This window comes from Sphingomonas sp. So64.6b, from assembly GCF_014171475.1.
GTDB lineage: Bacteria > Pseudomonadota > Alphaproteobacteria > Sphingomonadales > Sphingomonadaceae > Sphingomonas > Sphingomonas alpina_A.
Map to the genome: position 1 here is coordinate 3,715,516 of NZ_CP048817.1, position 21,060 is coordinate 3,736,575.

22 protein-coding genes and 1 riboswitch are annotated in these 21,060 nt (G+C 65.0%); of the genes, 4 read left to right on the forward strand and 18 right to left on the reverse strand.

Going from position 1 to position 21,060, the window contains the following annotated elements; translation table 11 throughout:
- Positions 1–41 precede the first annotated feature (41 nt).
- Positions 42–527 carry a hemerythrin domain-containing protein gene (locus tag G4G27_RS17655; protein WP_183109848.1) on the forward strand — a complete coding sequence of 162 codons (486 nt, stop codon included), beginning with the start codon at positions 42–44 and terminating at the stop codon, positions 525–527.
- Here G4G27_RS17655 and G4G27_RS17660 read toward each other — a convergent pair.
- The gene (locus G4G27_RS17660; protein ID WP_244624396.1) at positions 524–1,954 is read right to left on the reverse strand and encodes a glycosyltransferase family 39 protein; all 1,431 of its coding nucleotides are present in this window, start codon (positions 1,952–1,954) and stop codon (positions 524–526) included. The genes G4G27_RS17655 and G4G27_RS17660 overlap by 4 nt on opposite strands.
- Before the next feature lie 59 nt (positions 1,955–2,013).
- Here G4G27_RS17660 and G4G27_RS17665 point away from each other — a divergent pair, with 59 nt between their 5' ends.
- A complete protein-coding gene (locus G4G27_RS17665; protein WP_183109849.1) occupies positions 2,014–3,414 on the forward strand; it encodes a UdgX family uracil-DNA binding protein in 1,401 nt (466 codons plus the stop codon).
- A gap of 58 nt (positions 3,415–3,472) precedes the next feature.
- Entirely contained in the window at positions 3,473–4,105 is a 633-nt protein-coding gene (locus G4G27_RS17670; RefSeq protein WP_183109850.1) for a DedA family protein, read from the forward strand.
- Here G4G27_RS17670 and G4G27_RS17675 read toward each other — a convergent pair.
- The 13 genes from G4G27_RS17675 to G4G27_RS17735 form a co-directional block, all read right to left on the reverse strand.
- The gene (locus tag G4G27_RS17675) at positions 4,102–4,800 is read right to left on the reverse strand and encodes a DJ-1/PfpI family protein (RefSeq protein WP_183109851.1); all 699 of its coding nucleotides are present in this window, start codon (positions 4,798–4,800) and stop codon (positions 4,102–4,104) included. The genes G4G27_RS17670 and G4G27_RS17675 overlap by 4 nt on opposite strands.
- Positions 4,801–4,820: 20 nt before the next feature.
- A riboswitch (ZMP/ZTP riboswitch) is annotated at positions 4,821–4,899 on the reverse strand.
- The gene (locus G4G27_RS17680; RefSeq protein WP_244624397.1) at positions 4,886–6,337 is read right to left on the reverse strand and encodes a hypothetical protein; all 1,452 of its coding nucleotides are present in this window, start codon (positions 6,335–6,337) and stop codon (positions 4,886–4,888) included. It overlaps the preceding riboswitch by 14 nt.
- A gap of 23 nt (positions 6,338–6,360) precedes the next feature.
- Positions 6,361–6,876 (reverse strand): DUF2306 domain-containing protein, encoded by a 516-nt coding sequence (locus G4G27_RS17685; protein WP_183109853.1) that lies wholly within the window; start codon positions 6,874–6,876, stop codon positions 6,361–6,363.
- A gap of 77 nt (positions 6,877–6,953) precedes the next feature.
- Positions 6,954–7,367, reverse strand: a complete 414-nt coding sequence (locus G4G27_RS17690; RefSeq protein WP_183109854.1) for a hypothetical protein — start codon at positions 7,365–7,367, stop codon at positions 6,954–6,956.
- Positions 7,368–7,428: 61 nt separating this feature from the next.
- Positions 7,429–7,965, reverse strand: a complete 537-nt coding sequence (locus tag G4G27_RS17695) for a demethoxyubiquinone hydroxylase family protein (RefSeq protein WP_183109855.1) — start codon at positions 7,963–7,965, stop codon at positions 7,429–7,431.
- The gene (locus G4G27_RS17700) at positions 7,962–8,450 is read right to left on the reverse strand and encodes a disulfide bond formation protein B (protein WP_183109856.1); all 489 of its coding nucleotides are present in this window, start codon (positions 8,448–8,450) and stop codon (positions 7,962–7,964) included. Before G4G27_RS17700 ends, G4G27_RS17695 begins: the two co-directional genes overlap by 4 nt.
- The gene (locus G4G27_RS17705; protein WP_183109857.1) at positions 8,450–9,769 is read right to left on the reverse strand and encodes a S41 family peptidase; all 1,320 of its coding nucleotides are present in this window, start codon (positions 9,767–9,769) and stop codon (positions 8,450–8,452) included. The genes G4G27_RS17700 and G4G27_RS17705 overlap by 1 nt, the downstream gene beginning before the upstream one ends.
- Positions 9,770–9,911: 142 nt before the next feature.
- Positions 9,912–11,102 carry a peptidoglycan DD-metalloendopeptidase family protein gene (locus G4G27_RS17710; protein WP_183109858.1) on the reverse strand — a complete coding sequence of 397 codons (1,191 nt, stop codon included), beginning with the start codon at positions 11,100–11,102 and terminating at the stop codon, positions 9,912–9,914.
- Positions 11,103–11,107: 5 nt separating this feature from the next.
- Entirely contained in the window at positions 11,108–11,530 is a 423-nt protein-coding gene (locus G4G27_RS17715) for a 23S rRNA (pseudouridine(1915)-N(3))-methyltransferase RlmH (protein WP_183109859.1), read from the reverse strand.
- Positions 11,531–11,773: 243 nt separating this feature from the next.
- On the reverse strand, positions 11,774–12,181 hold the full coding sequence (rsfS, locus tag G4G27_RS17720) for a ribosome silencing factor (RefSeq protein ID WP_183109860.1): 408 nt from the start codon (positions 12,179–12,181) through the stop codon (positions 11,774–11,776).
- An 8-nt stretch (positions 12,182–12,189) separates the two neighbouring features.
- Complete coding sequence (locus G4G27_RS17725) at positions 12,190–12,807, reverse strand: nicotinate-nucleotide adenylyltransferase (RefSeq protein ID WP_183109861.1); 618 nt, start codon at positions 12,805–12,807, stop codon at positions 12,190–12,192.
- Entirely contained in the window at positions 12,804–13,151 is a 348-nt protein-coding gene (locus G4G27_RS17730) for a hypothetical protein (RefSeq protein WP_244624398.1), read from the reverse strand. Before G4G27_RS17730 ends, G4G27_RS17725 begins: the two co-directional genes overlap by 4 nt.
- A complete protein-coding gene (locus tag G4G27_RS17735; RefSeq protein ID WP_183109863.1) occupies positions 13,148–14,419 on the reverse strand; it encodes a glutamate-5-semialdehyde dehydrogenase in 1,272 nt (423 codons plus the stop codon). Before G4G27_RS17735 ends, G4G27_RS17730 begins: the two co-directional genes overlap by 4 nt.
- A 95-nt stretch (positions 14,420–14,514) precedes the next feature.
- Between G4G27_RS17735 and G4G27_RS17740 the strand changes: the two genes are divergently transcribed.
- A complete protein-coding gene (locus G4G27_RS17740) occupies positions 14,515–15,597 on the forward strand; it encodes a DUF3667 domain-containing protein (protein ID WP_183109864.1) in 1,083 nt (360 codons plus the stop codon).
- A 360-nt stretch (positions 15,598–15,957) separates the two neighbouring features.
- On the opposite strand, the gene ftsH is transcribed toward G4G27_RS17740, so the two are convergent.
- The 4 genes from ftsH to G4G27_RS17760 all read right to left on the reverse strand — a co-directional run bounded on the left by ftsH (position 15,958) and on the right by G4G27_RS17760 (position 20,972).
- On the reverse strand, positions 15,958–17,916 hold the full coding sequence (ftsH, locus tag G4G27_RS17745; RefSeq protein ID WP_183109865.1) for an ATP-dependent zinc metalloprotease FtsH: 1,959 nt from the start codon (positions 17,914–17,916) through the stop codon (positions 15,958–15,960).
- An 84-nt stretch (positions 17,917–18,000) separates the two neighbouring features.
- The gene (gene tilS / locus G4G27_RS17750; protein WP_244624399.1) at positions 18,001–19,020 is read right to left on the reverse strand and encodes a tRNA lysidine(34) synthetase TilS; all 1,020 of its coding nucleotides are present in this window, start codon (positions 19,018–19,020) and stop codon (positions 18,001–18,003) included.
- On the reverse strand, positions 18,998–19,954 hold the full coding sequence (locus G4G27_RS17755; RefSeq protein WP_183109867.1) for a tetratricopeptide repeat protein: 957 nt from the start codon (positions 19,952–19,954) through the stop codon (positions 18,998–19,000). The genes tilS and G4G27_RS17755 overlap by 23 nt, the downstream gene beginning before the upstream one ends.
- Before the next feature lie 61 nt (positions 19,955–20,015).
- The gene (locus G4G27_RS17760) at positions 20,016–20,972 is read right to left on the reverse strand and encodes a helix-turn-helix domain-containing protein (RefSeq protein ID WP_183109868.1); all 957 of its coding nucleotides are present in this window, start codon (positions 20,970–20,972) and stop codon (positions 20,016–20,018) included.
- Positions 20,973–21,060: the final 88 nt, after the last annotated feature.

A 21,060-nucleotide genomic window follows, 5' to 3' on the forward strand; every position in this document is an offset into this window, starting at 1 on the left:
GCGCCGATCGGTTCTCCTGTTTGACCCGACAGGAGATTTTCATGGCCGACGCCCGCATCTTTGCCGATCTCAAAGCCGACCATGACCGCCACCGCGCGTTGCTGGCCAGGATCGACGATACATCGGGCGCTGGCGATGAGCGCGAAACCCTGTTCGAAGCGTTCCGAATCGAAGTCTCCGCGCACGCCGCGGCCGAAGAGGAGTCGCTCTATGCGACGATGCTGGCCAACCCCGAGCTGCGCGACGATGCGCGCCATTCGGTCTCCGAGCATAAGGAGATCGACGACTATTTCGGCGAGCTGGCCGAGATCGAGACCGCATCCGACGCCTGGCTGACCAAGTTCAAGGAAATGCGCCACCGCTATGAGCATCATATCGACGAAGAAGAGGAAGAGATGTTCCCAGCCGCCGCCAAGGAACTGAGCGGTGACGAGGAAGCAAGGCTCGCCAACATATTCGAGACGCGCAAGCCGAAGGAACTCGAACGCGCCGAAGCGACCCCGGCAGGTAGCGACGAACGCGATTAGGCGATCGCCGGTTGCCGTCTCCGGCTGTCGCTCATTCGCGCCCAGTGGGGCACCGCGACGGCCACAGCGATCAATATGAACGGCGTGAGGAACTCGCGGTGACGCTCGCCGAATTCGAACCACATGCCGAACAGCATGAGCTGTACGACGCAGGCCGCCAGCAACGCCGCCAGTGCCGCGATTGCCGGGTCACGTCGAAGGCGGAGCGCGGCGGCGCCTCCCGCCAGGGTCAGCAAATGCGCGCCATGCGAAACCGGCAGCAGCAGCGCGCCGATCGCGGCGGAGATTGGCGGATTCATCGCGGCCAGGCGCACCACGCCGAATTCGCCGATCGCCACCGCGCGAACGAACTTGGCGATGGTGATCCGCACGAAACCGACCGGGTGCTGAACGATCCATTCTTGGGCCAACCCCGCCGCCGCTTTGCCGAAGGTGATTTCAGGCAGGCCGCGCAATTGCTCGGGCGGCGGCAGCCAATTGCCCGTCGCATCGGCATTATTGCCGATCCACAGACTGTAACCGGCCGAGCTGGTCAATGGCACGAAAGCGCCGAGCACGACCAGATTGCGGATCCACCAGGGCAGCATGACTGCCACGGCGATCAACGCCGCCGGCATACCGATCGTCATGACGCGGCGCAGGCCGATGCCGGGGATCAACACCAGCCCGAACAGCAAGGCAAGCATCGCCTCACCCGGCTGAGTCAGGGCAAGCAAGGCAGCCGGCAAGCCGATCGCCAGGGCGTCACGCCAGCGTCGCGCATCACGCGCAGCACGCAACCAGCCAAACGCAAGCGCCAGGACCAGCAACACGCTCAACCCCTCTTTCTGCGCGAGCGGGGCGGAGAACAGCACCGAAGGAAGGATGAGATAGACCAGCGCCGCGGCGATCCCAGCGCGCCGCACGCCGAGAAAGCTCGCCAGCCGGACGATCGACCATGCTGCGCCGAGGTCGATCAGCGTCGACAGCGCCAGCAGCGAGGGCGTCGAGAAACCAACAACCGCACCCCAGCCCGCCAGCACGATGCCATAGAGCGGTGGGAACAGCGCGTAGCAGGCGACGCCCATGAACGGCTCATCGACCACCAGGCCGCGTCCGGCGATCAAATTGTGCGCGAGCACGAGATACCAGTGCGAATCCCCGGGCGACACGCGCGGCGCTGCGAACCAGGCGCTCCCCAGCCGGAGGCCGATGGCAATGACCGCAAACGCGATCCATTCGGTCCGCAGCCGATGGCGGATCGTGGTGGCAAGCGCCCACAGCGCGGTGAGGCTCCATGCGACAAAGATGGCGACCCCGCCCGGCGACGCGCCCCAGCGGACCATCAAGCCCGGCGTCGAAAACACGCCATAAGCAAGCAGGACCAGCAGCAGCATCGCCATGGCGCCGCGCGAGCTTCGATCGAAAGCGGATTGCACAATCGTCACGGTACTCGCCATGCACCCGTGATGGTTAGGACGGCTTTAAGAGCAATGGCGTTCAAGCGATGAGGATCGTCACGCTTGCCGAACCCGACGATTTCGACGGCTGGCGCGATGCCGCGCGATGCTTGCTCGCCGAATCGGTGCCGCCAGACGAGGTGATCTGGCAGGTCGGCGATTTCGGCGGCGACTTGTTCGCCGCCGAGGCCGAGCCGCAAGGCCCCGCCATCGCGTCCGGTTTCTCAGTGTCGCGCGCCTTTCTCGACCTGGCGCGCAGCGTGGTGCCGCACCTCGACCCGGAGCGGTTCGCGCTGCTTTATGATCTGCTGACACGGATGCGCGTCCAGCCAAAACTGATCGAGGATCGCGCCAACTCGTTGGTTCGTCGGCTCGACCATCTCGCCGCACAGGTGCGCCGCGATATCCACAAGATGCGTGCGTTCCTGCGTTTCCGCGAAATGCCGAACCGGGACGGAGGCGGGGATGGTACGCGCTTTATTGCCTGGTTCGAACCCGAGCATCACATCGTCCGCGCCAATGCGGCCTTCTTCGTCAACCGCTTCGCATCGATGCGCTGGTCGATCCTGACGCCGGACCTGTCGATCCACTGGGACGGCGCGACGCTTAGCGAGGGTCCGGGCGCACAAAAGGGCGATGCGCCGGACGGCGATCCGGTCGAGGATGTGTGGAAGACCTATTATGCCTCGATCTTCAATCCGGCGCGCGTGAAGATCGGCGCGATGCTGAAGGAAATGCCGAAAAAATATTGGAAAAACATGCCTGAAACCGCGTTGGTGCCCGGCCTGATCGCAGCGGCGCAGGCGCGGGAGAGTGGCATGATCGAGACGGCGCGCGCCAGTGTCGGCGGCAATATCCAGGTCGCATGGAAGGCACTGCGCGACGAGGCGGCGGGCTGTACGCGCTGCCCCTTGTACCGGGACGCGACCCAGACCGTGTTCGGCGAAGGCCCGGTCGATGCGGCGCTGATGTTCGTCGGCGAGCAGCCCGGCGACCAGGAGGATCTGGCCGGCAAGCCCTTTGTCGGCCCGGCGGGCCAGATGTTCGATCGCGCGCTGACCGAGGCCGGGGTCGACCGCGCGAGCGTCTATGTCACCAACGCGGTCAAGCATTTCAAATTCGAGCAGCGCGGTAAGCGGCGCGTTCATTCCAAACCCGGTGCGGGCGAAATCGAGGCATGCCGCTGGTGGATCGACCAGGAGCGCGCACTGGTGAAACCCCGGGTGACGGTCGCACTTGGCGCGACGGCGGCGCGCAGCCTGTTCGGCAAGGTGATGACGATCGGCCGCGAACGCGGACGGGCGCTGGAATTGCCCGATCAAGGCGGCGAGGCCTGGATCACGGTGCATCCGAGCTATTTGCTGCGTTTGCCCGACGAAGCGGCGAAGGAGGAAGAGTTCGCCCGATTCGTCGAGGATTTGAAGATGGCCGGGGAGCGAGCTTCCTAGCCCGCTTTAGAAGAAAATCTCTTCCCTTTCGTCTCTACCTCCCCCATCGCCCGAGCCCATGATCGAGCACATCCTGGGCATCCTCGCCACTTTCACCATCTGGGTCATCTCCAGCGGCGGCTATCTCGGCATTGCGCTGCTGATGGCTATCGAATCGGCGTGCATTCCACTGCCGTCCGAAATCATCATGCCGTTCGCCGGCTATCTCGTCTCGACCGGGCATTTCGACCTGTATCTGGCGGCGACCGCCGGCGCGATCGGCTGCAATATCGGCTCGATCCCGGCCTATGAGCTGGGCAAGCGCGGCGGCCGCCCCGCGATCGAGCGCTGGGGCCGTTATGTCCTGATCGGCCCGGGTGAGCTCGACGCCGCCGACCGTTTCTTCGCGCGCTTCGGCAATTCAGCCGTGCTGATCGGCCGGCTGCTGCCGGTGATCCGCTCGTTCATCGCCTTTCCCGCCGGCGTGGCGCGAATGAAGTTGCTGCCGTTTCATATATATACCTTTGTTGGATCATGGCCGTGGTGCTTCGGCCTTGCCTGGCTCGGCATGGTGCTGGGTGAAAAGTGGAACAGCGACCCGCGTCTCAAGGCCGCGTTCCACAGCGCCGATGCGCTGATCGGCGTGGTGCTGGTTGCGGGTATCGCCTTTTATATCTGGCACCGCGTGCGCGGAATGAAGCGCAAGCCCTAAACCGGCGGCATCCGCGCGGCGAGCGCCAGCGTGCGTTCGTCGCGATCCGGCGCGCCGCGCGCAGCCAGCGCGTGATAGCGAGCGAGCGTCGCCGCATCGGCACGATCGGGCGATCCTGAATCGAACGGCGGCGCGGGATCATATTCAAGACTGAGCTGGACCAGCCGGGCATGATCCTCGCCGCGAATGGCGGCGGTCAGCGCCAGACCGAAATCGATGCCCGCCGTCACCCCGCCGCCGGTGACGCGATTGCGGTCGAACACCACGCGGTCATGCACCGGGATCGCGCCGAATGCGGCAAGATGCTGGTGCTGCGCCCAATGCGTCGTCGCGCGGTAGCCGCGCAACAACCCCGCCGCACCGAGCAGCAATGCCCCGGTGCAGACGCTGGTCACCCAGGTCGCGCCAGCCGCCGCGGAGCGCACCCAGGCCATCGTCGCGTCATCCTCGCTCGCAGCGGTGACACCAAAGCCGCCCGGCACGCAAAGGATGTCCGGCTGGCTCACGGTCGCGAACGTCGCGGTCGGCAGCAGCGCGAAGCCTGCATCGGTAACCACCGGGTCGAGCGTCCCGGCGACAAGGTCGATCGTCACATTGCCGAGCCGCGACAGCACTTGGGCAGGGCCGGTCAGATCGAGTTGCGTGACGTTTGGGAAGAGCAGAAAGGCGACGCGGATCGGGGACAGTTCGACCATGGGAGTCTCTCCTTATGCGGTGAGGTTGCCCAGGCGAGCGGCGTGGATCGGTCCCGCTTCCCCGTGGTGCTCCACGCTTCGCCAGTCACGCGACCGTCGTTGGATTACCCTCGGCTGGTGCGTCCGACAAGGCCGCGGCACGGATCAGGAACCACAGCAAGGGCAGCGCAAGCGCGAGATACAGGCCCAGCCCGAAGGCGCGCTGCCATCCCCACCAGTCGCTCGGCAGGGTGGTGATCCTGAGGGTCAGGAAATGCGTCATTACCGGGTCATAGACCGGAAAGCTGAACCCATGCGGCGCGGCGATCTCCGCTGCGGCGATGGCCAGGTTGATGAACATGCTTAAGGCCATCAGCCCGGCGAACCAGCGCCGCCCGATCCGGCCCGATGCCTGCCAGAGCGACGCGAGGCCGAGCACGAGGAAGCCGAGCGCGGGCACGGAATGGCGTGGCCCGGTCGAATGGCCGCCGTCCCAATAATAATAGGAGGAATTATACAACAGCACGATGATCGTGATGGCCAGCGCGAGCCAGCCAAGATCGCGGGTTTCGGGCTTTCGAATCAGCCGGGACAAGCCGAACGGCGCAAGCAGCAGGATCGGCGCGACGTAGATCAGCCCACGCTCCGGCCCGGCGATGATCTGCGCCAGCACCTCGATATGCGGATAGGTCAGGCCGAACAGGCCCTGCTCCATCCCCTCGAAGCCGACCACGCCCTGATAACCGACCTTGAACGGCACGCCAAAGGCGATCTCGTTGTAAATCACCATCGGCACCAATGCGACGAGCCCCGCAGCGGCGGCCAGACCGGCGAGTTTCAGGCGCCCGGACCATGACATGTCGCGCGTGCGCCAGATCGCCCAGACGCCGATCGCGAATCCGGGCAGGGCGGCGGGCAGCTCAACCACGATCGCCCAGCCAAGCGCGCCGCCGAGCATCAGCGGATAGCGCCAGCGACCAAGCTCGCGTGGTCCGGAGGTGCCGCGCCACACCGCCCAGGTCGCGATCAGCAACAATGCGCCGACCGGCGCATGTCCAAACAGCGTGGTCGACCAGCCCCAGGCGGGTGTCGCCAGGGCATAAGCCAACGCCGCGACCAGGCCCGCTTTGACATTGCCGGTGATGCCGGTTGCAAGATCGAACAACAATACCGCCGCGAAGCCGATCAGCACTGCGACTGTCGTGGCGACCGCCAGGCGCAAACGCAATTTCACGAAAGCTTCGAACCGCGCATCGCCGAAATCGGGTGGATGATTATCCGCCCGGTCACCCGTCAACAGGTCCGCGACCCATACCGCCGGCATCGCCATCAGCGTCATGCCCGGTGTCTTGTCGGTATAATAGTGACCGCCGAACTGCGCCTTGTCGATCGTCATAGGGTGAAATTCATCGATCGTCGCGTCGCCCTGTTCGACCAATGAGATCGCGGCGAACAGCCGAGTCGAATTGTTCGGATTGAACGGCCACGACCCGAACCAGATGCATGACAGCCAGACGAGCAGGAACAGCCCGACCGCGATTCCATGCGGCGCCCGCACAATTGACGTCTCTTTCACGCGGATCAACCGAACAGCCAGGTGCCGAGCAGCCGCCCGAACGGCAATGTGAAGAACCCGGCGATGATCAGCGCGCCGAGCACCATACCGCGCACCGCCCTCCGGTGACGCACGAGATTATGCGTGCGCGCACTCCACCAGATGATCGGCACCTGGATCAGCGTCCAGGCCGACAACACATGGATGATGCTGAAGCCGCCGGGATTGGTGAGGCGGATGTCGAGCGAAATCAGCGCGGTGAGGATCATCGCCGCCACCCAAAGCGTGCCCAGCATGCGGTGCGGCCGGTCACCGCGTCGCCGCAGCAACATGACCGGGGTCAGCGCCAGCGCGGTCAGGACGGTCGCGAGATGGGCCCAGACTTGCCAAGGCAACAGGCCCCATTGCGCATGCCCTTTGGCCAGCGCGACAAGCACGACCAGCAGCAGCGCGATGGCGGCAAAGGCCAGGACTCGCTCGAAAATATCGGGCGCGAGCGATTTCGGCCGGGGCGTCGGATTGGTATCAGCGAGCGTTGCCATTGTTTCCCCGCGGCCAGCGACCGATGCGGCCGTCCGAAACCGTCTCTAGCGCGCGGGCAACGCGGTGCAACCGCTTATCAGGGCAGCGATTCCTGGACCTGCTGATCGGCCTTCTTCTTGGCCTTGTTTTCGCTTCGCGTGCGATTGGCCTGCTGCACGAAACAGCCGCTCGCGCCGCCCGGTCCGACCGTAGTGCAGCTGCCGATACCGGCCGCGCCCGCCTGATCGGTCGATTGGGCACGGACCGCCCAGCTTTCATTCTCCGGCGTGATTTCGAGCTCGCGCAGTTCCTTGGGAATGCGAAACTGCTCTTGCGCGCTGCGCCGTTCGCACACGACGATCTCGTTGCCGTTTGGATCGGTCGGGCATTTTTGCGTGCCATAGATCACCAGCACGCCATTTTGTGGCGCGTTCTGGGCGAAGGCCGGGGCAGCGGCACCGCCGGCGGCGAGTATTGTTGCGGCGAATGCCGCACGGAGTATGAATTTCATAAACCTTGCTCCTGTCCGACTAAACAACGCTTCAGCGCCGCTCGCGTCTCCATGAATTCGATCATATCCGCTTCGCCGTTGCGATCGCGACGCGGCAACCCAGGCGAATCACCGCACTGAGCAACGGATAAGCGATCGCCGTCTCCGCGCCTGCGGCGAGCGCTGCTTTCTTATGTTCGACCTCTTCGGCCTGGAAATCCAGTACCGCGGCAGAGAGTTCGGGGTCGCTGTCGCCCAGTTCGACCAGCTGATCGGCATAATGCTTGTCGATCTCGGTCTCCACCGCGACGGTACAGGCCATCGCCGCCGCCGGTCCGATCGCGGCCGTTACCGCACCGAGCGCGAATCCGGCGACATTCCAGAACGGCTGCAACAAGGTCGGGCGCACGCCGCGCTCGGCGATCATCGCATCGAAAAAGGCGCGGTGGCGCTCTTCCTGGTTGGCCATGCCGGCGATCGCACGCGCGACCGGGGTGCGGTCGCCCATCACCGCCAGCTGCCCGGCATAGATTCGCGTCGCGCCATATTCGCCAGCCTGATCCACCCGGATCATGCTGTGCGTCGCACGCTTCGCGTCACCGGGTTTCCAGCCGCTCATCTGCGTCGACCTTGTACCATCAACCACAAGATGGTGGCAGCACCGCCCAGCGAAAAGATCGCATTGAACCCGGCAAGAGAAATACCGAACAGGCTCCACTGCGCGACGTCGCAGCGGATCAGCGGCGCGCCCATGATGCGCGCCAGCATCTCCTCCGGTGTACCGCCCGATTGGGTGATGGTCGATGCGCAGGCGGTGATCCCCTGCCACCAATGATATTCGACCCCGGCGTGAAACACGCCGATCGCGCCGCTCGTAGCGATGGCCAGCGCGGCAAGCACCACCAACGGGCGCCGCGCGGTCGGCGGCACGAAGAAAGCGAAACCGGCGAGAGCAATCGCGGTATAATGCGGCCAGCGCTGCCAATGGCACATCTCGCACGGATATAGCCCACCCCAATATTGCGAGAGCAGCGCGCCCGCCATCAGCGCCGCGGGCAGGAAAAAGGCGAGCTCGTGCGCCAGCTGGAAACGCGTGCGCGCCATTATTTGCCCGATGCCATCTTCGGCGCGGCGCCGAGCCGGGCGATCGTCTTCAGCGCATAATCGAGCTGGAAGTCGGTAACCCCCTTGGCCTTGAGCTGGTCGGGCGTCGCGCTGTAGCGCGGATCGTCCTTGGTATCCTCTTCGAGTACAGCGTTATCCGCCTTGACCTCATTGATCAGGTGGCGGCGTAGATCGGCCTCGCGGAACACCGGACGCGTCTTGAAATCGGGGTCGGAGATCTGCGGCACCTTGATGTCGGGCTCGATCCCGCCTTCCTGCACCGACCGTCCCGACGGGGTGTAATAGCGCGAGGTGGTCAGGCGCAGCGCCGAATTGTTGCCCAGGTCGAGCACGGTCTGCACCGACCCCTTGCCGAACGAGCGTTCGCCCATGATCAGCGCGCGGTGATGATCCTGCAGTGCGCCGGCGACGATCTCGGATGCGGAGGCCGATCCTGAATTGACCAGCACGATCACCGGCAGGCCGCGCGACGGGTCGCCGTTCTTGGCATAGAAACGCTCGATATCGCCCTTTTCGCGGCCGCGTTCGGAGACGATTTCACCATAATTGAGGAAATTGTCGGCGACGTTGATCGCTTCGTCGCGCAGGCCCCCGCCATTGTCGCGCAGATCGACGATATAACCGAGCGGCGCATGGCCGAGCGACTTTTCGATCCCCACCATGCCCGCCTTCACCGCCGCGCCGGTGTTTTCGGAGAAGGTGTTGATGTTGAGGATGCCAATGCCGTTCTTGACTTCCCACTTGACCGGCTTCTGCACGATTTTCTCGCGCACCAAAGTCACTTCGATCGGCTTGTCGCGGCCCGGACGGACCAGCGTCAGCGCGATCTTGCTGCCCGGCGTGCCGCGCATCTGGGTGATCGCCTCGTCGAGGCTCAGGCCGTAAATGAGCTTGCCGTCGATATGGGTGATGTAATCGCCCGACTTGATGCCGGCGCGGAAGCCCGGCGTGTCCTCCTGCGGTGCGATGACCTTGACCGCGCCGTCCTCCGACGTGACGGTCAGGCCGAGCCCGCCATAGCTGCCCATCGTCTGGATGCGCAGATTGTCGTAATCGAGCCCGGTCTCGAACGCGCTGTGCGGGTCGAGTGCCGCCAGCATGCCGTCGATCGCGCCCTTGATCAGCGTCTTGTCATCGACCTTGTCGACATACGCGCCCTTCACCCGGTTGAACACGTCCATGAACTGGTCGATTTCACGATAAGCGTCGGTATCGACCTGCGCCATCGCGGCGGTCGCGGTGGGAACGAGCGCGAGGATCGCGGCGATCGCGGTGGCCTGGATAAAGGGACGAGCCATGGAATTCCATTTCGGGAAGAGCGTGTTGCCGCGACTCTAGCGGCTAATTCGGCGTGATCAAAGCGGCCTGAGGATGAACAGGGACTGAGTGCTCATCCGGAAATTTCGCGAACGAGCGGATTTTTACAACAAACCTCCGCAATCAGCCAATCAATGGGGTCATATCAACGGCTCGCCCCTTGCGGCGCAGCTCGACTGTAACACGCGCATCGTCGTCCTTTGTAGCACGGCCGATCGGCGCGCCCTGGCCGACGCTCTCGCCGACTCGTACCGAGGCCGCCCCCAGGCCCGAGACGAGCGAGGTCCAGCCGCCACCATGGTCGATGATGACGATCGTGCCATAACCGCGAAAAGCACCGGCATAAGCGATCCGCCCGGCGGCCGGCGCGACCACCGCAGCTTCGGCGGCCGAGGCGATGGTCAGGCCGCGTGAGCGCACCCCGGCATCGGAGAGTTCGCCCAGCCCGACAACCACCTTGCCGACCACCGGCAGGCGATAGGGCGGCGACCCGTGCGGCCATGACACGCTGTCGAACGGCGAAGCGACTTCACCAGGTCGCGGCGGGCGCGGCAAGGGGCCGGGCAGCGACTCGAGGCTTTCGCGCACCACCGCCTGATTGCCGAGCTGATCCATCAGATCGACGATATCCCGCGCTCGCTCGCCCATGGCGATGGCACGGTCGGACTCGAACAGCGCATCACGCCCGAGCGAGCGCGAGCGCAACCGGTGTTCAGCTTCGAGCCGGGTCAGGGCAAGACGTTGCGCCTCGAGCCGGGTGCGGCTGTCGGCCAAGGTCCGAGTGGCAAGCGCGGCATCCGCCTGCAGAGCGCGTGTCCGTGCGAGATCGGCTCGGACATTGGCGGTACGGGCATGGATCACGGGCAAGCTGCTCGCCAGCACCGCGCGGACATGGACGATGTCGTTGACCGATCCCGGCTGGACCACGCTGATCAGCACCGGACGGCGCGCCAGCGACTGGAGCGCGGCGACCAGCCGGACGATCGGCCCCTGACGCTCCGCGAGCCGCGCGCGTTGCTCGCCGAGCTGACGGCGGATGATCTCGATTCGTGCCTGGCCGGCGGCGATGTCGGCCTCCGCCTGCTGGATACGCGCGGCGACCGCAGCTTCCTGTGCACGCGCCTGGCGCGCCTGGTCACGTTCGCGTCCGGCCTGCGCCTCGAGCCGCCGCGAGCGTTGCGCGGCGGCCTCGGATTGCGCCTTGGCCTCGGCGAGCCGTTGCTGCTGGTCCTGTGCGGGAAGCGATGGCGCGCCCAGGCCGATCGCAGCGACCCCCGCCACGACCAAGCCCGCCACTTTGATGCCGCCCCGCATGCCGCTCATCCTTCGCGGTGATACGGATGATTGGCAAGGATGCTCGCCGCGCGCCACAATTGCTCGGCAAGCATTGCGCGGGCGAGCATATGCGGCCAGGTCGCGCGGCCGAACGACAGCAGCAGATCAGCGCCCGCGCGATCGGTATCGTCGAACCCATCCGCTGCGCCGATCATGAAACGCGTTTCCCGGACGCCGTCATCGCGCCAGCGGCCGAGTTTCTCGGCGAAAACGCGCGATGGCAGTACATCACCGGTTTCATCAAGCATGACGATGCGCGTCTGCGGCTCGACCACCGGGATCTTGCCGCCGGTATCGGGAAGTTCAGTGACTTTGGTCGGCCAGGACAGCCGCTTCAGATAACGCGCGACCAGTTCCGCCTCGGGGCTCTGCCCGATGCGACCGCGCGCGACGATGTGGAGCAGCAAGGCCTAAAGTCCGTTTGGAAATGCGCTGAAGGCGCATTTCAGCGGTTCCGGCCAGTGTTGGGATGCCATCAGGTGCAGGATGCCCCCGGCATCCTGCAGATCATGCCGGGGGCATGATCGACCTGAGGGCAGAACAACACTCCCCCTTCCGGCCACCCGCAGCGTATCCTGAATGGGTGGCCGGGAGGGGGAGCGGGCCGGAACCGCTCCAAAATTCGGTCTTTCACGAATTTTCAAGCACTCTCAGTCTTCGGCGTCGGCCACCGGTGCGTCCGGCACGGGCGGCGCGTCGCCGAATGCCCACATCCGCTCGAGATTGTAGAAGCTGCGGACCTCGGGGCGGAACAGATGGACGATCACGTCGCCGGCATCGATCAGCACCCAGTCGGCGGTCGGCAGCCCTTCGATCCGCGTCTGGCGGCCAAGCTCGCCCTTGATCTTCTCGGCCAGCTTCGCAGCCATCGACGCGACTTGGCGCGTCGACCGGCCGCTCGCGATCACCATATGATCGGCGATCGACGATTTGCCGGCCAGCGGGATGGAGATCGTGTCGACCGCCTGATCATCGTCGAGCGACGCCAGGACCAGCTTGTGCAGCGCCTCGACCTCTTCCGGGTCGGTCGCGCGAATGACGGGTGAAGTTGAAGCCAAAACGATTCCTATGTTGAGCGTGTTAATCCGGATTGCGGCAAGAAACGCCGTTGCCAGGCGGGATCGGCCTTGCGCAGCCCGGTCGCCGAGGTGGGGTCAGGGCGGAATCGCAACAGCACGAGTGCCGGCATTCTCCACGTCGTCCAGCTCTTTGCCTGGTATGCGGGCCGGATGAAGCGCCGCAACCAACCCATCGCGGGAGCCGCGCGAGCAGCCCGGTCATACCCCGGACGCGCGATCACCGCAATCGGAACCTCGCGGGCGATCCCGCGCCAGTTGCGCCACTGGTCGAACTGGGCAAGATTGTCCCCGCCCATCAGCCAGATGAAGCGTTTCTTCGGATAGAGCCGGACCAGCTTTTCGAGCGTATCGGCGGTGTAGCGCGTGCCGAGCCGCGTCTCGATATCGCTGACCCGGATCGGCGCATGCCGCGCCATCGCCCGTGCCGAGGCAAGCCGCACGGCCTGCGGCGCCATATCGCGCGCCTTATCCTTGAGCGGATTGCCTGGCGACACCAACCACCACACTTCATCGAGATCGAGCGCACGAATCGCGGCAAGGCTGATCGCGCGGTGGCCGCGATGAGCCGGATTGAACGAGCCGCCAAGCAGGCCGATACGGGTCATTCGGGGAAGCGGTGCACAACCGAAATGCCACCGATGATCGCAGCGTTGAAGGCAGGCAATTCCTCGGCCGGGATCCAATATTCGCGGTGCGCGCGCCCGCCCGCCTCCTCAACGCGGTAGCGATCGAGAAAATCGCGACGCACCTGAAATTCGGTGACGAATCCGGAACCGCTCGCCGGCACGTTCCAGTCGCGCGCGATCTTCACCGCATAATCCTCGGTCGTCACCGGATAGAAGATCGGCTGATCGGGCAAGCGCGGCGGAAATTCACGCATGCCGCTCTGTTCGATCAGCGCCAGCTCTTTTGGACCGACCGGGCGCCACAGCGTGACGGTATCGTTCAACCCCGCACCTGACCGGTACCGCGCACCACCCATTTATAGGTCGTCAGCCCTTCCAGCGCGACGGGGCCGCGGGCGTGCAGCCGCCCGGTCGCGATGCCGATCTCCGCGCCCAGCCCGAACTCCCCGCCATCGGCGAACTGAGTCGAGGCATTCCACAGCACGATTGCCGAATCGACCCCGGCAATGAAACGTTCCGCGACGGATTCGTCGGCGGCGATGATCGCATCGGTATGATGCGATCCGTGCGCCGCGATATGCGCCATCGCCGCGTCGACCCCATCGACGATCGCGACCGAGGCAATCGCGTCGAGATATTCGGTGTTCCAATCCACATCGTCGGCGGCATCGACCGCTGCATCGAGAGCGCGCGTCGCGGCGTCGCCGCGTAGTTCGCAGCCGGCCGCCCGCAGCGCAGCGGTCAGCCCCGCCGGATCGGGATAGGCACGGTCGATCAGCAACGTCTCCATCGCGCCACAGATACCGGTGCGACGCATCTTGGCATCGACCACGACCGATGCCGCCATCGCCGGATCAGCCGAAGCATGGACATAGACATGATTGATCCCATCGAGATGCGCGAGCACGGGCACGCGCGCCTCGGCCTGAACGCGGGCGACCAGGCTCTTGCCGCCGCGTGGCACAACCAGATCGATCGCCCCTTCCGCGGTGAGCATCGCGCCGACTGCGGCGCGATCGGTCGTTGGCACGAGTTGGGCGATGTCGGCGGGCAGCCCGGCCTCGGCCAGCCCCGCGACAAAGGCGGCGTGAATTGCACGGTTGCTGTGCACCGCCTCGGATCCGCCGCGCAGGATCACGGCATTGCCCGCCTTGACGCATAACGCCGCGGCATCGGCGGTGACGTTGGGGCGGCTTTCATAGATGATGCCGATCACGCCGATCGGCACACGGACCCGGCGCAGCACCAGGCCGTTGGGACGGCGGCTTTCGTCGATCACTGCGCCGACCGGATCGCGCAGCGCGGCAATTGCCGCAACTCCGGAGGCCATCGATTCGATGCGACCTTCGTCGAGCAACAGTCGGTCGAGCATTGCCCCCGACAGTCCGATCTCCCGGCCATGCGCCATGTCGAGCGCGTTCGCCGCCAGGATTTCGGCGACCGCGTCGCGCAGCCTTTGCGCCGCCGCATCGAGCGCACGCGACTTGGCGACGCACGGCAGCGCGGCAACCATGCGTGCGGATTGGCGGGCGCGCGCGCCCATATCGGCGATGAGCCGGACGGGATCGAGGTCGAGAACGTCGGTAGCCATGACGCTATGGCTATCACGCCCGCCGCGCCCGGCCAAATAATGATCCGCCCAAAACGCTATCGTCTTTGCGCATCGTGATGCTATTCGACGCGGCGATGACGGGGGAAATCGAAGCAGTCGGCGATATCGCCACGGGAGCGTTGATCGGGCGCGCGGTCGAGCCGGATGCCGGCGAGGGCCATGCGGCGTGCCATGCGCATGGCCTGTGCCTCAATTGCGGCACCGCGCTGATCGGCGATTATTGCCATGCCTGCGGGCAAAGCGAGCATGTCCACCGCTCGCTGGGCTCGATCGGCCACGACCTGCTTCATGGCGTGTTCCATTTCGAGGGCAAGATCTGGCGTACCTTGCCGATGCTGCTGTTCCATCCCGGCGCGCTGACCCGGCGCTATGTCGCGGGCGAGCGCGCGCGCTTCGTCTCGCCGCTCGCTTTGTATCTGTTCTTCGTCTTCCTGATGTTCGCGTCGATCCACACATTCGGCGGCGAACTCGATTCCGGGCTGACCCCGGCGGCGCGGCAATCCACGATCGGCAATCTGGACAAGCAGATCGCCAAGGCATCGACCGAACTGGCCAGGCTCGAAGCGGGGTCGACCAAGGCGGCGTCGACCAAGGCGGGGACGACCGAGCCAAGCGACGATGTCGTCGCAATGCGCTCCACCGTGAAGGCGCTGAAGACCGCTCGCATGGCCACGGCGGCGCCGGGCAGCGGGACCACGGGCGGTCATTCCGATCTGAGTACCGGCTGGCCAGCACTCGACAAGGGAGTCGCCAAATTCAACGCCAACCCGGGGCTGATGCTCTACAAACTACAGTCGAGCGCGTATAAATATAGCTGGGCGTTGATTCCGATCTCGGTGCCGTTCGTCGCGCTGCTGTTCCTGTGGCGACGCCGCTTCAAGCTTTATGATCATGCGATCTTCGTGACCTATTCGCTGTCCTTCATGATGCTGCTGGTGACCGTTTTCAGCCTCGGACTGACAGTCAATGTGCCGGGCGGATGGCTCACCGCGCTGCTGATGATCGCACCGCCGGTGCATATGTTCGCGCAATTGCGCGGCGCCTATTCGCTGCGCAAGCGATCGGCCTTGTGGCGGACCGTCATGCTGATGACTTTCTCGCTGTTCGCGCTGATCCTGTGGGGGATGCTGCTGCTGGTACTCGGCCTGACCGGCTAGACGCTTGTGCAGAGCTCTGCCTTTTCGCGCTGCGATACCGTTTCCGACGACAAGAGGAGCGAGCCGGCCCGAGTTCCGGCAAGGGGTGACTTCCAAATTCCGAGCCATGGTTGAATCACCGCCGGTGACGGAGCCGGCGGAGTGGCGGAGATATGGGACACCGGTAGTGTCATATCTCAGGCCCTCGCCACGACGCGTGGGGTCGCATCAAATGCCCTTAAATATCAGCTAGTTATCGAGATAATGGCGATACTGGGCACGAACGGAACCGTGCGACACTCGCCGCACAAGAAAAACCCTCCCGCGCGAGTCCGCGCGAGAGGGTTATGGTCGGACCGCCGAAGCGGCTGATGATTTGGATCAGGCTCCGGCTGGTGCCGGGTTGCCGAACGGACCCTTGGGACGACGCGTCTTGGGGATCGAGGTGCCGCCGACCGGCACCGACGGCGCCTTGGGGCCGCTGTCACGATCGATCGCGTTGCCCGCGACCAGCGCCTTGATCTCCTCACCGGTCAGCGTCTCGAATTCGAGCAGCGCGCCGGCAATGGCGTGCAGCTGATCAACATGCTTGGTGATCAGCTCGGTTGCGCGCGCATGCCCGCCCTCGACCAGCCGGCGAATCTCGCCGTCGATCGCCAGCGCCGTCTCGTTCGACATATTGTGACGCTGGGTCTGCGAATAACCGAGGAACGTCTCGCCCTGCTGCTCTTCATATTGCAACGGGCCGATCGCTTCGGACATGCCCCATTGCGTGACCATCGCACGGGCGAGCTTGGTCGCCTGTTTGATGTCGCTCGACGCGCCCGACGACACCTTGTCGTGACCGAAGATCACTTCCTCGGCAACGCGGCCGCCCATCACGGACGCCAGATCGGCGTACATCTTGTCGCGGTGGTACGAGTAATTATCGCGCTCCGGCATCGACACGACCATGCCGAGAGCACCGCCGCGCGGGATGATCGTCGCCTTGTGGATCGGGTCCGACGCCAGTTCATGGACGCGGACCAGCGCGTGGCCCGCCTCATGATAAGCGGTCATGCGCTTTTCATCAGGGGTCATGACGAGCGATTTCCACTCTGTGCCCATGATCACGCGGTCCTTGGCGATCTCGAACTGCGCCATCGCGACCAGCCGCTTGCCCAGGCGCGCCGCCATCAGCGCCGCCTCATTGACCAGGTTGGCGAGATCGGCGCCCGACATACCCGGCGTGCCACGCGCGAGCGTGCGTGCATCGACGTCCGGTGCCAGCGGCACCTTCTTCATATGAACTTCGAGAATCTTCACGCGGCCTTCGATATCGGGCAGCGGCACCGTCACGCGGCGATCGAAGCGGCCCGGACGCAGCAGCGCGGGGTCGAGTACATCAGGGCGGTTGGTCGCCGCGACGATGATGATGCCTTCGCTTGCCTCGAACCCGTCCATCTCGACCAGCAACTGGTTGAGCGTCTGTTCGCGTTCGTCATTGCCGTTACCAAGGCCGGCGCCGCGATGGCGGCCGACCGCGTCGATTTCGTCGATAAAGACGATGCACGGCGCCGATTTCTTGGCCTGTTCGAACATGTCGCGCACGCGGCTTGCGCCGACGCCGACGAACATTTCGACAAAGTCCGAACCGGAAATGGTGAAGAAGGGCACGCCCGCCTCACCCGCGATGGCGCGGGCAAGCAGCGTCTTGCCGGTGCCGGGCGAGCCGACCAACAGCGCGCCCTTGGGAATCTTGCCGCCGAGCCGGGCGAATTTGGTCGGGTCCTTGAGGAACTCGACGATCTCCTGCAGTTCCTCGCGCGCTTCGTCGATGCCGGCGACGTCGTCGAAGGTCACGCGGCCTTCCTTCTGCGTCAGCATTTTCGCACGCGATTTACCAAAACCCATCGCCCCGGAACCGGAGTTCTTCTGCATCTGGCGCAGCACGAAAAAGGCAATGCCAAGGAACAGCAGGAATGGCAGCGACTGGATCAGGATGACTTGCCAGATCGCCGGGCCTTCCTCGGGCTTGGCAGTGATCACGACGTTCTTGGCGCGCAGCTTGTCGGTCAGCTGCGGATCGGCCATCGCATAGGTGCGGAAACGCGTATCGTCGCGCAGCGTGCCGGAAATCACGTCGCCAGCGACATTGACCTCCTTGACGGTGCCTTCCTGAACCTTGTCGAGGAAGGTCGAATAGGCGATCGCGCCGCCCGCCGCCGGCGTGCTGCGAGTGTCGATCATGGTCACGAACAGCGCCAACGCGACGAGAACGCCAACCCATACGAGCAGGCTCTTCATCCACGGGTTGGGGCCGCCGCTGTCGGGGCCGGGCTGCTTGTCGTTGTCGTTCATCGGTGCGCGTACCTTTCGTGACCTTAAGATAGGCGACGCGAGGTTAATGGCAATGGAACAAGCGCAGACTCGGGCCGATAGGTGCTATCGCCGGGGCGGCGCCTCGCGGAATCGCCAGATATCGCCCTTTGACGACGCCATTACGCCGGCCTGAGTAGCCGACCTGCCCCCCTCAAGCGAATCGAGCAGCGCTTCGATATTGGCGGCGGATGACCATTTCGGCGAATCGATCGCCGCCGATTCGCGCACCCGGGAGATCGCGATCCGCGCGAGACGGCGGCGAACCTCGCGCGGCAGTGCCGTTACGTCGACCCGCTGTTCACCGTCATCACCCGGCGTGGCTCTGCTGCCCCACAGCCATGCCTCCAGGGCGCGCAGATCATGATCCGCTTCCGCAAGATAGCCTGCCGAGCGGGCGATCTGCCCCGCATCAAGCCATGCATTGTCGCGTAACAATGTGCGAAAACGGGTCCGGTCGAACCGGTCACTGGCATTGCTTGGGTCGTCAACGAACGGTAGCGCGCCCGCCCCCATCCCCGTCTCGGCCACGGCACGCAACTCGGCGCAGCGCCAGCCGAGCAGCGGCCGGACCAGCAGCAGCCCCTGCCCCAAATCCTGAACCGGTCTTACCGCTGCAAGCCCCGACAGACCGGCGCCGCGCGCCGCGCGCATCAGAAATGTTTCAGCCTGATCGTCCGCATGGTGTGCGGTGGCGAGCATCGTCGCGCCACTCTCGGCCGCCCAGTCGCGCAAGGCGAGATAACGGGCGTCGCGGGCAGCCGCCTGGATATTGGCCGGCCCGATCGGTCCGGCGAGCGCCAGCGTGGCATGAGGGAGGTCATGGGCCGAGCAATATCGGGCAACCATCGCCGCCTCTGCCGCACCGTCGGGCCGCAAACCATGATCGACCGTTGCCGCGATCGTGCGTCCGGGAAAAGCCGCGCTGCCCAGCGCGAGCATTGCCATGCTGTCCGGCCCACCCGACACCGCCAGCGCCAGCCGGTCGTCCGACCCGAACGGCCGCCGCAGCGCCGCCTCCAGATCGCGGCGGAAGCGCGCGATCTGATCGGCGACCATCACCTCATTTGCATTTGGAAGTGACACGGCCACGCGCCACATCGGCCTTCATCTGCGGCGACAATTTATCGGGATAGACATCCTCGAGCTCGTCATAAACCTTGCAGACTTCGGCCGCCGGCTTGTTGAGCTTGACCAGCGCCTGAGCAAGGTAGAACAGGCTCTCATGCGCCCGGTCGCCCTTGGGCATCTTGCGGTAATTGTCGTAGAAAGCGAGGATCGCGAGGTTCGGCTTGCCGCCGTCGAGCAGCGACCGGCCGAGCATGTTCTGCGCACGGCTGATGCGGCGATGCTGCGGGTAGTCCTTGATCAAGGATTTGAACTGCACCTCGGCCTCCGGGTAGAGCTTCGCCTCCCACAGCCGATAGCCGTAATTATAGGTGTCTTCGCCGGCGTCGTCGGTCGCCGGTTTCTCGATCGCTGCGGCGCGTGTGGCGCGGGCCGCATCCTTGGCCGGCGCCGGCGTGGATACCGCCGGCGTCGCCGGTTTTGGCGTGACCGGCTTTGGCGTCGCGGTGGCGACCGGCTGCGTTGCCGTATCTCCGGCCACCGCACTGCCCGACGTCGTGCCTTCGATCGCCGTCAGTCGCGCTTCGGTCGACCGCTTGAACGCGGCAAAACCTTCCTCGACCTGACGGTTCTTGAACTGAAGCTGCTCGATCTGCCCGGTGAGCCCGCTCAGTTGAGATTCAAGCGCATCGACCCGCGCGGTGAGATCGGCGACCGGGCTGCCTGACGGCGTCCCCGATGGCTGGGCAGGGTATTCGCCGGGCGCGATGTCGGGCTGGATCAGCTGATTATTGCCCCCCTGGCCCTGTGGCGGAAAGACCTTGCGCTGCACGGCGCGCATCTGCCCTTCGAGCCGCTCGACGCGGTTCTCGACCGCCGATTGCGCGACGGCGGTGCCGGGAATTGCCCCGACCCCGATCAGAAGAACAGCCGCCGTCAAATAGTTACGCATGAACACCCCCCGGTGCAGTGAATGGGGCGGTATAGCTGACATTGTCATGGTGTCGCCAGTCTTAAGGAGTGGGTGTCGACGGCGCCGACGGTACGGGCGGCGGCGCCGAGGCGGCGGGAGTCGATACGCCGGTCGGTGACGCCTCGGGTCGGCGCTGCGTCGCGAATGCAGGTGGGATTCGCGTCGAAGTACCGGTCGGCGTGGCCCGACTGATCGGCGTGGCGACGGGCGTCGGCACCGATACGCCATTGACCCGCGCCTTCAATACGGCAGCACTGATACCGATATCCTTGATCGCCAGCCGTCCGTCACCGAGCGGCGGCAATTGCGATCCGTTGAGCAGGATCTGCAGCTTGTCGGGCCGGCCGATATTGATCATCGGGCCATTGGCATCGGCCGGCACATCATAACGATCGCCCGGTTTCATCGTATTCTGGAACAAGGTCTTGCCGGTCGCGTCATAGATGCGCAGCCAGATCTCGTCGGTCGCGACCAAAGTCACCTGTCCGCCGGCGGGCGCGGCGGACGTTGGATTGGCGATCGGGGCCGCCGGCACAGTCTCGCTTTCGGCGGCAGGCGCGGCAGGCGCGGAGTCTTCACCACGGAACAGGTTGGTGCCAAACCACAGCCCTACCGCGATCAGCAACAGGATCGTCAGCGCTACCGTGACGGCGACAACACCACCGGTCGGCGTGCGTGCGGGATCGCTGATTTCGTAAGCTTCATATTCGGTGCGCCGCACGGTCGTGTCATTCTGGCTGCGCACCTCGCGCGCGATCGCGACTTCGTCCATGCCGACCGCCCGAGCATAGGCCTTGGCAAAACCGACCGAATAAGTGACCGAGGGCAAGGCGGCGAAATTGCTCGTTTCGATCGCTTCGAGCTGCCGAATCGGAATGCGCGTGCGCGCCGCGATCTCGGCCAGCGACAGACCTTGTGCTTCGCGCGCATCGCGCAGCCGCTCACCTGCCGTCTTGGGGAACAGGGTGGCTTCCTCGCCGGATTCGACGTCGGTCATGAATATCTCCGGCAGGAGGGTGCGGCCCGATATTATTTCCTGCGATTACGACGTGTCTCACAAAGGGTCGCAGCGGTGTCAACGCCCG

Coding starts and splice junctions, on each gene's coding strand:
- G4G27_RS17685 (WP_183109853.1), bottom strand. CDS start 6,876: ATGGCAACGCTCGCTGATACCAATCCGACGCCCCGGCCGAAATCGCTC.
- G4G27_RS17710 (WP_183109858.1), bottom strand. CDS start 11,102: ATGCGGGGCGGCATCAAAGTGGCGGGCTTGGTCGTGGCGGGGGTCGCT.
- G4G27_RS17700 (WP_183109856.1), bottom strand. CDS start 8,450: ATGGCGCGCACGCGTTTCCAGCTGGCGCACGAGCTCGCCTTTTTCCTG.
- G4G27_RS17735 (WP_183109863.1), bottom strand. CDS start 14,419: ATGGCTACCGACGTTCTCGACCTCGATCCCGTCCGGCTCATCGCCGAT.
- G4G27_RS17695 (WP_183109855.1), bottom strand. CDS start 7,965: ATGAGCGGCTGGAAACCCGGTGACGCGAAGCGTGCGACGCACAGCATG.
- G4G27_RS17655 (WP_183109848.1), top strand. CDS start 42: ATGGCCGACGCCCGCATCTTTGCCGATCTCAAAGCCGACCATGACCGC.
- G4G27_RS17755 (WP_183109867.1), bottom strand. CDS start 19,954: ATGCGTAACTATTTGACGGCGGCTGTTCTTCTGATCGGGGTCGGGGCA.
- G4G27_RS17675 (WP_183109851.1), bottom strand. CDS start 4,800: ATGGTCGAACTGTCCCCGATCCGCGTCGCCTTTCTGCTCTTCCCAAAC.
- G4G27_RS17760 (WP_183109868.1), bottom strand. CDS start 20,972: ATGACCGACGTCGAATCCGGCGAGGAAGCCACCCTGTTCCCCAAGACG.
- G4G27_RS17740 (WP_183109864.1), top strand. CDS start 14,515: ATGACGGGGGAAATCGAAGCAGTCGGCGATATCGCCACGGGAGCGTTG.
- G4G27_RS17665 (WP_183109849.1), top strand. CDS start 2,014: ATGAGGATCGTCACGCTTGCCGAACCCGACGATTTCGACGGCTGGCGC.
- G4G27_RS17725 (WP_183109861.1), bottom strand. CDS start 12,807: ATGACCCGTATCGGCCTGCTTGGCGGCTCGTTCAATCCGGCTCATCGC.
- G4G27_RS17690 (WP_183109854.1), bottom strand. CDS start 7,367: ATGAAATTCATACTCCGTGCGGCATTCGCCGCAACAATACTCGCCGCC.
- ftsH (WP_183109865.1), bottom strand. CDS start 17,916: ATGAACGACAACGACAAGCAGCCCGGCCCCGACAGCGGCGGCCCCAAC.
- G4G27_RS17670 (WP_183109850.1), top strand. CDS start 3,473: ATGATCGAGCACATCCTGGGCATCCTCGCCACTTTCACCATCTGGGTC.
- G4G27_RS17705 (WP_183109857.1), bottom strand. CDS start 9,769: ATGGCTCGTCCCTTTATCCAGGCCACCGCGATCGCCGCGATCCTCGCG.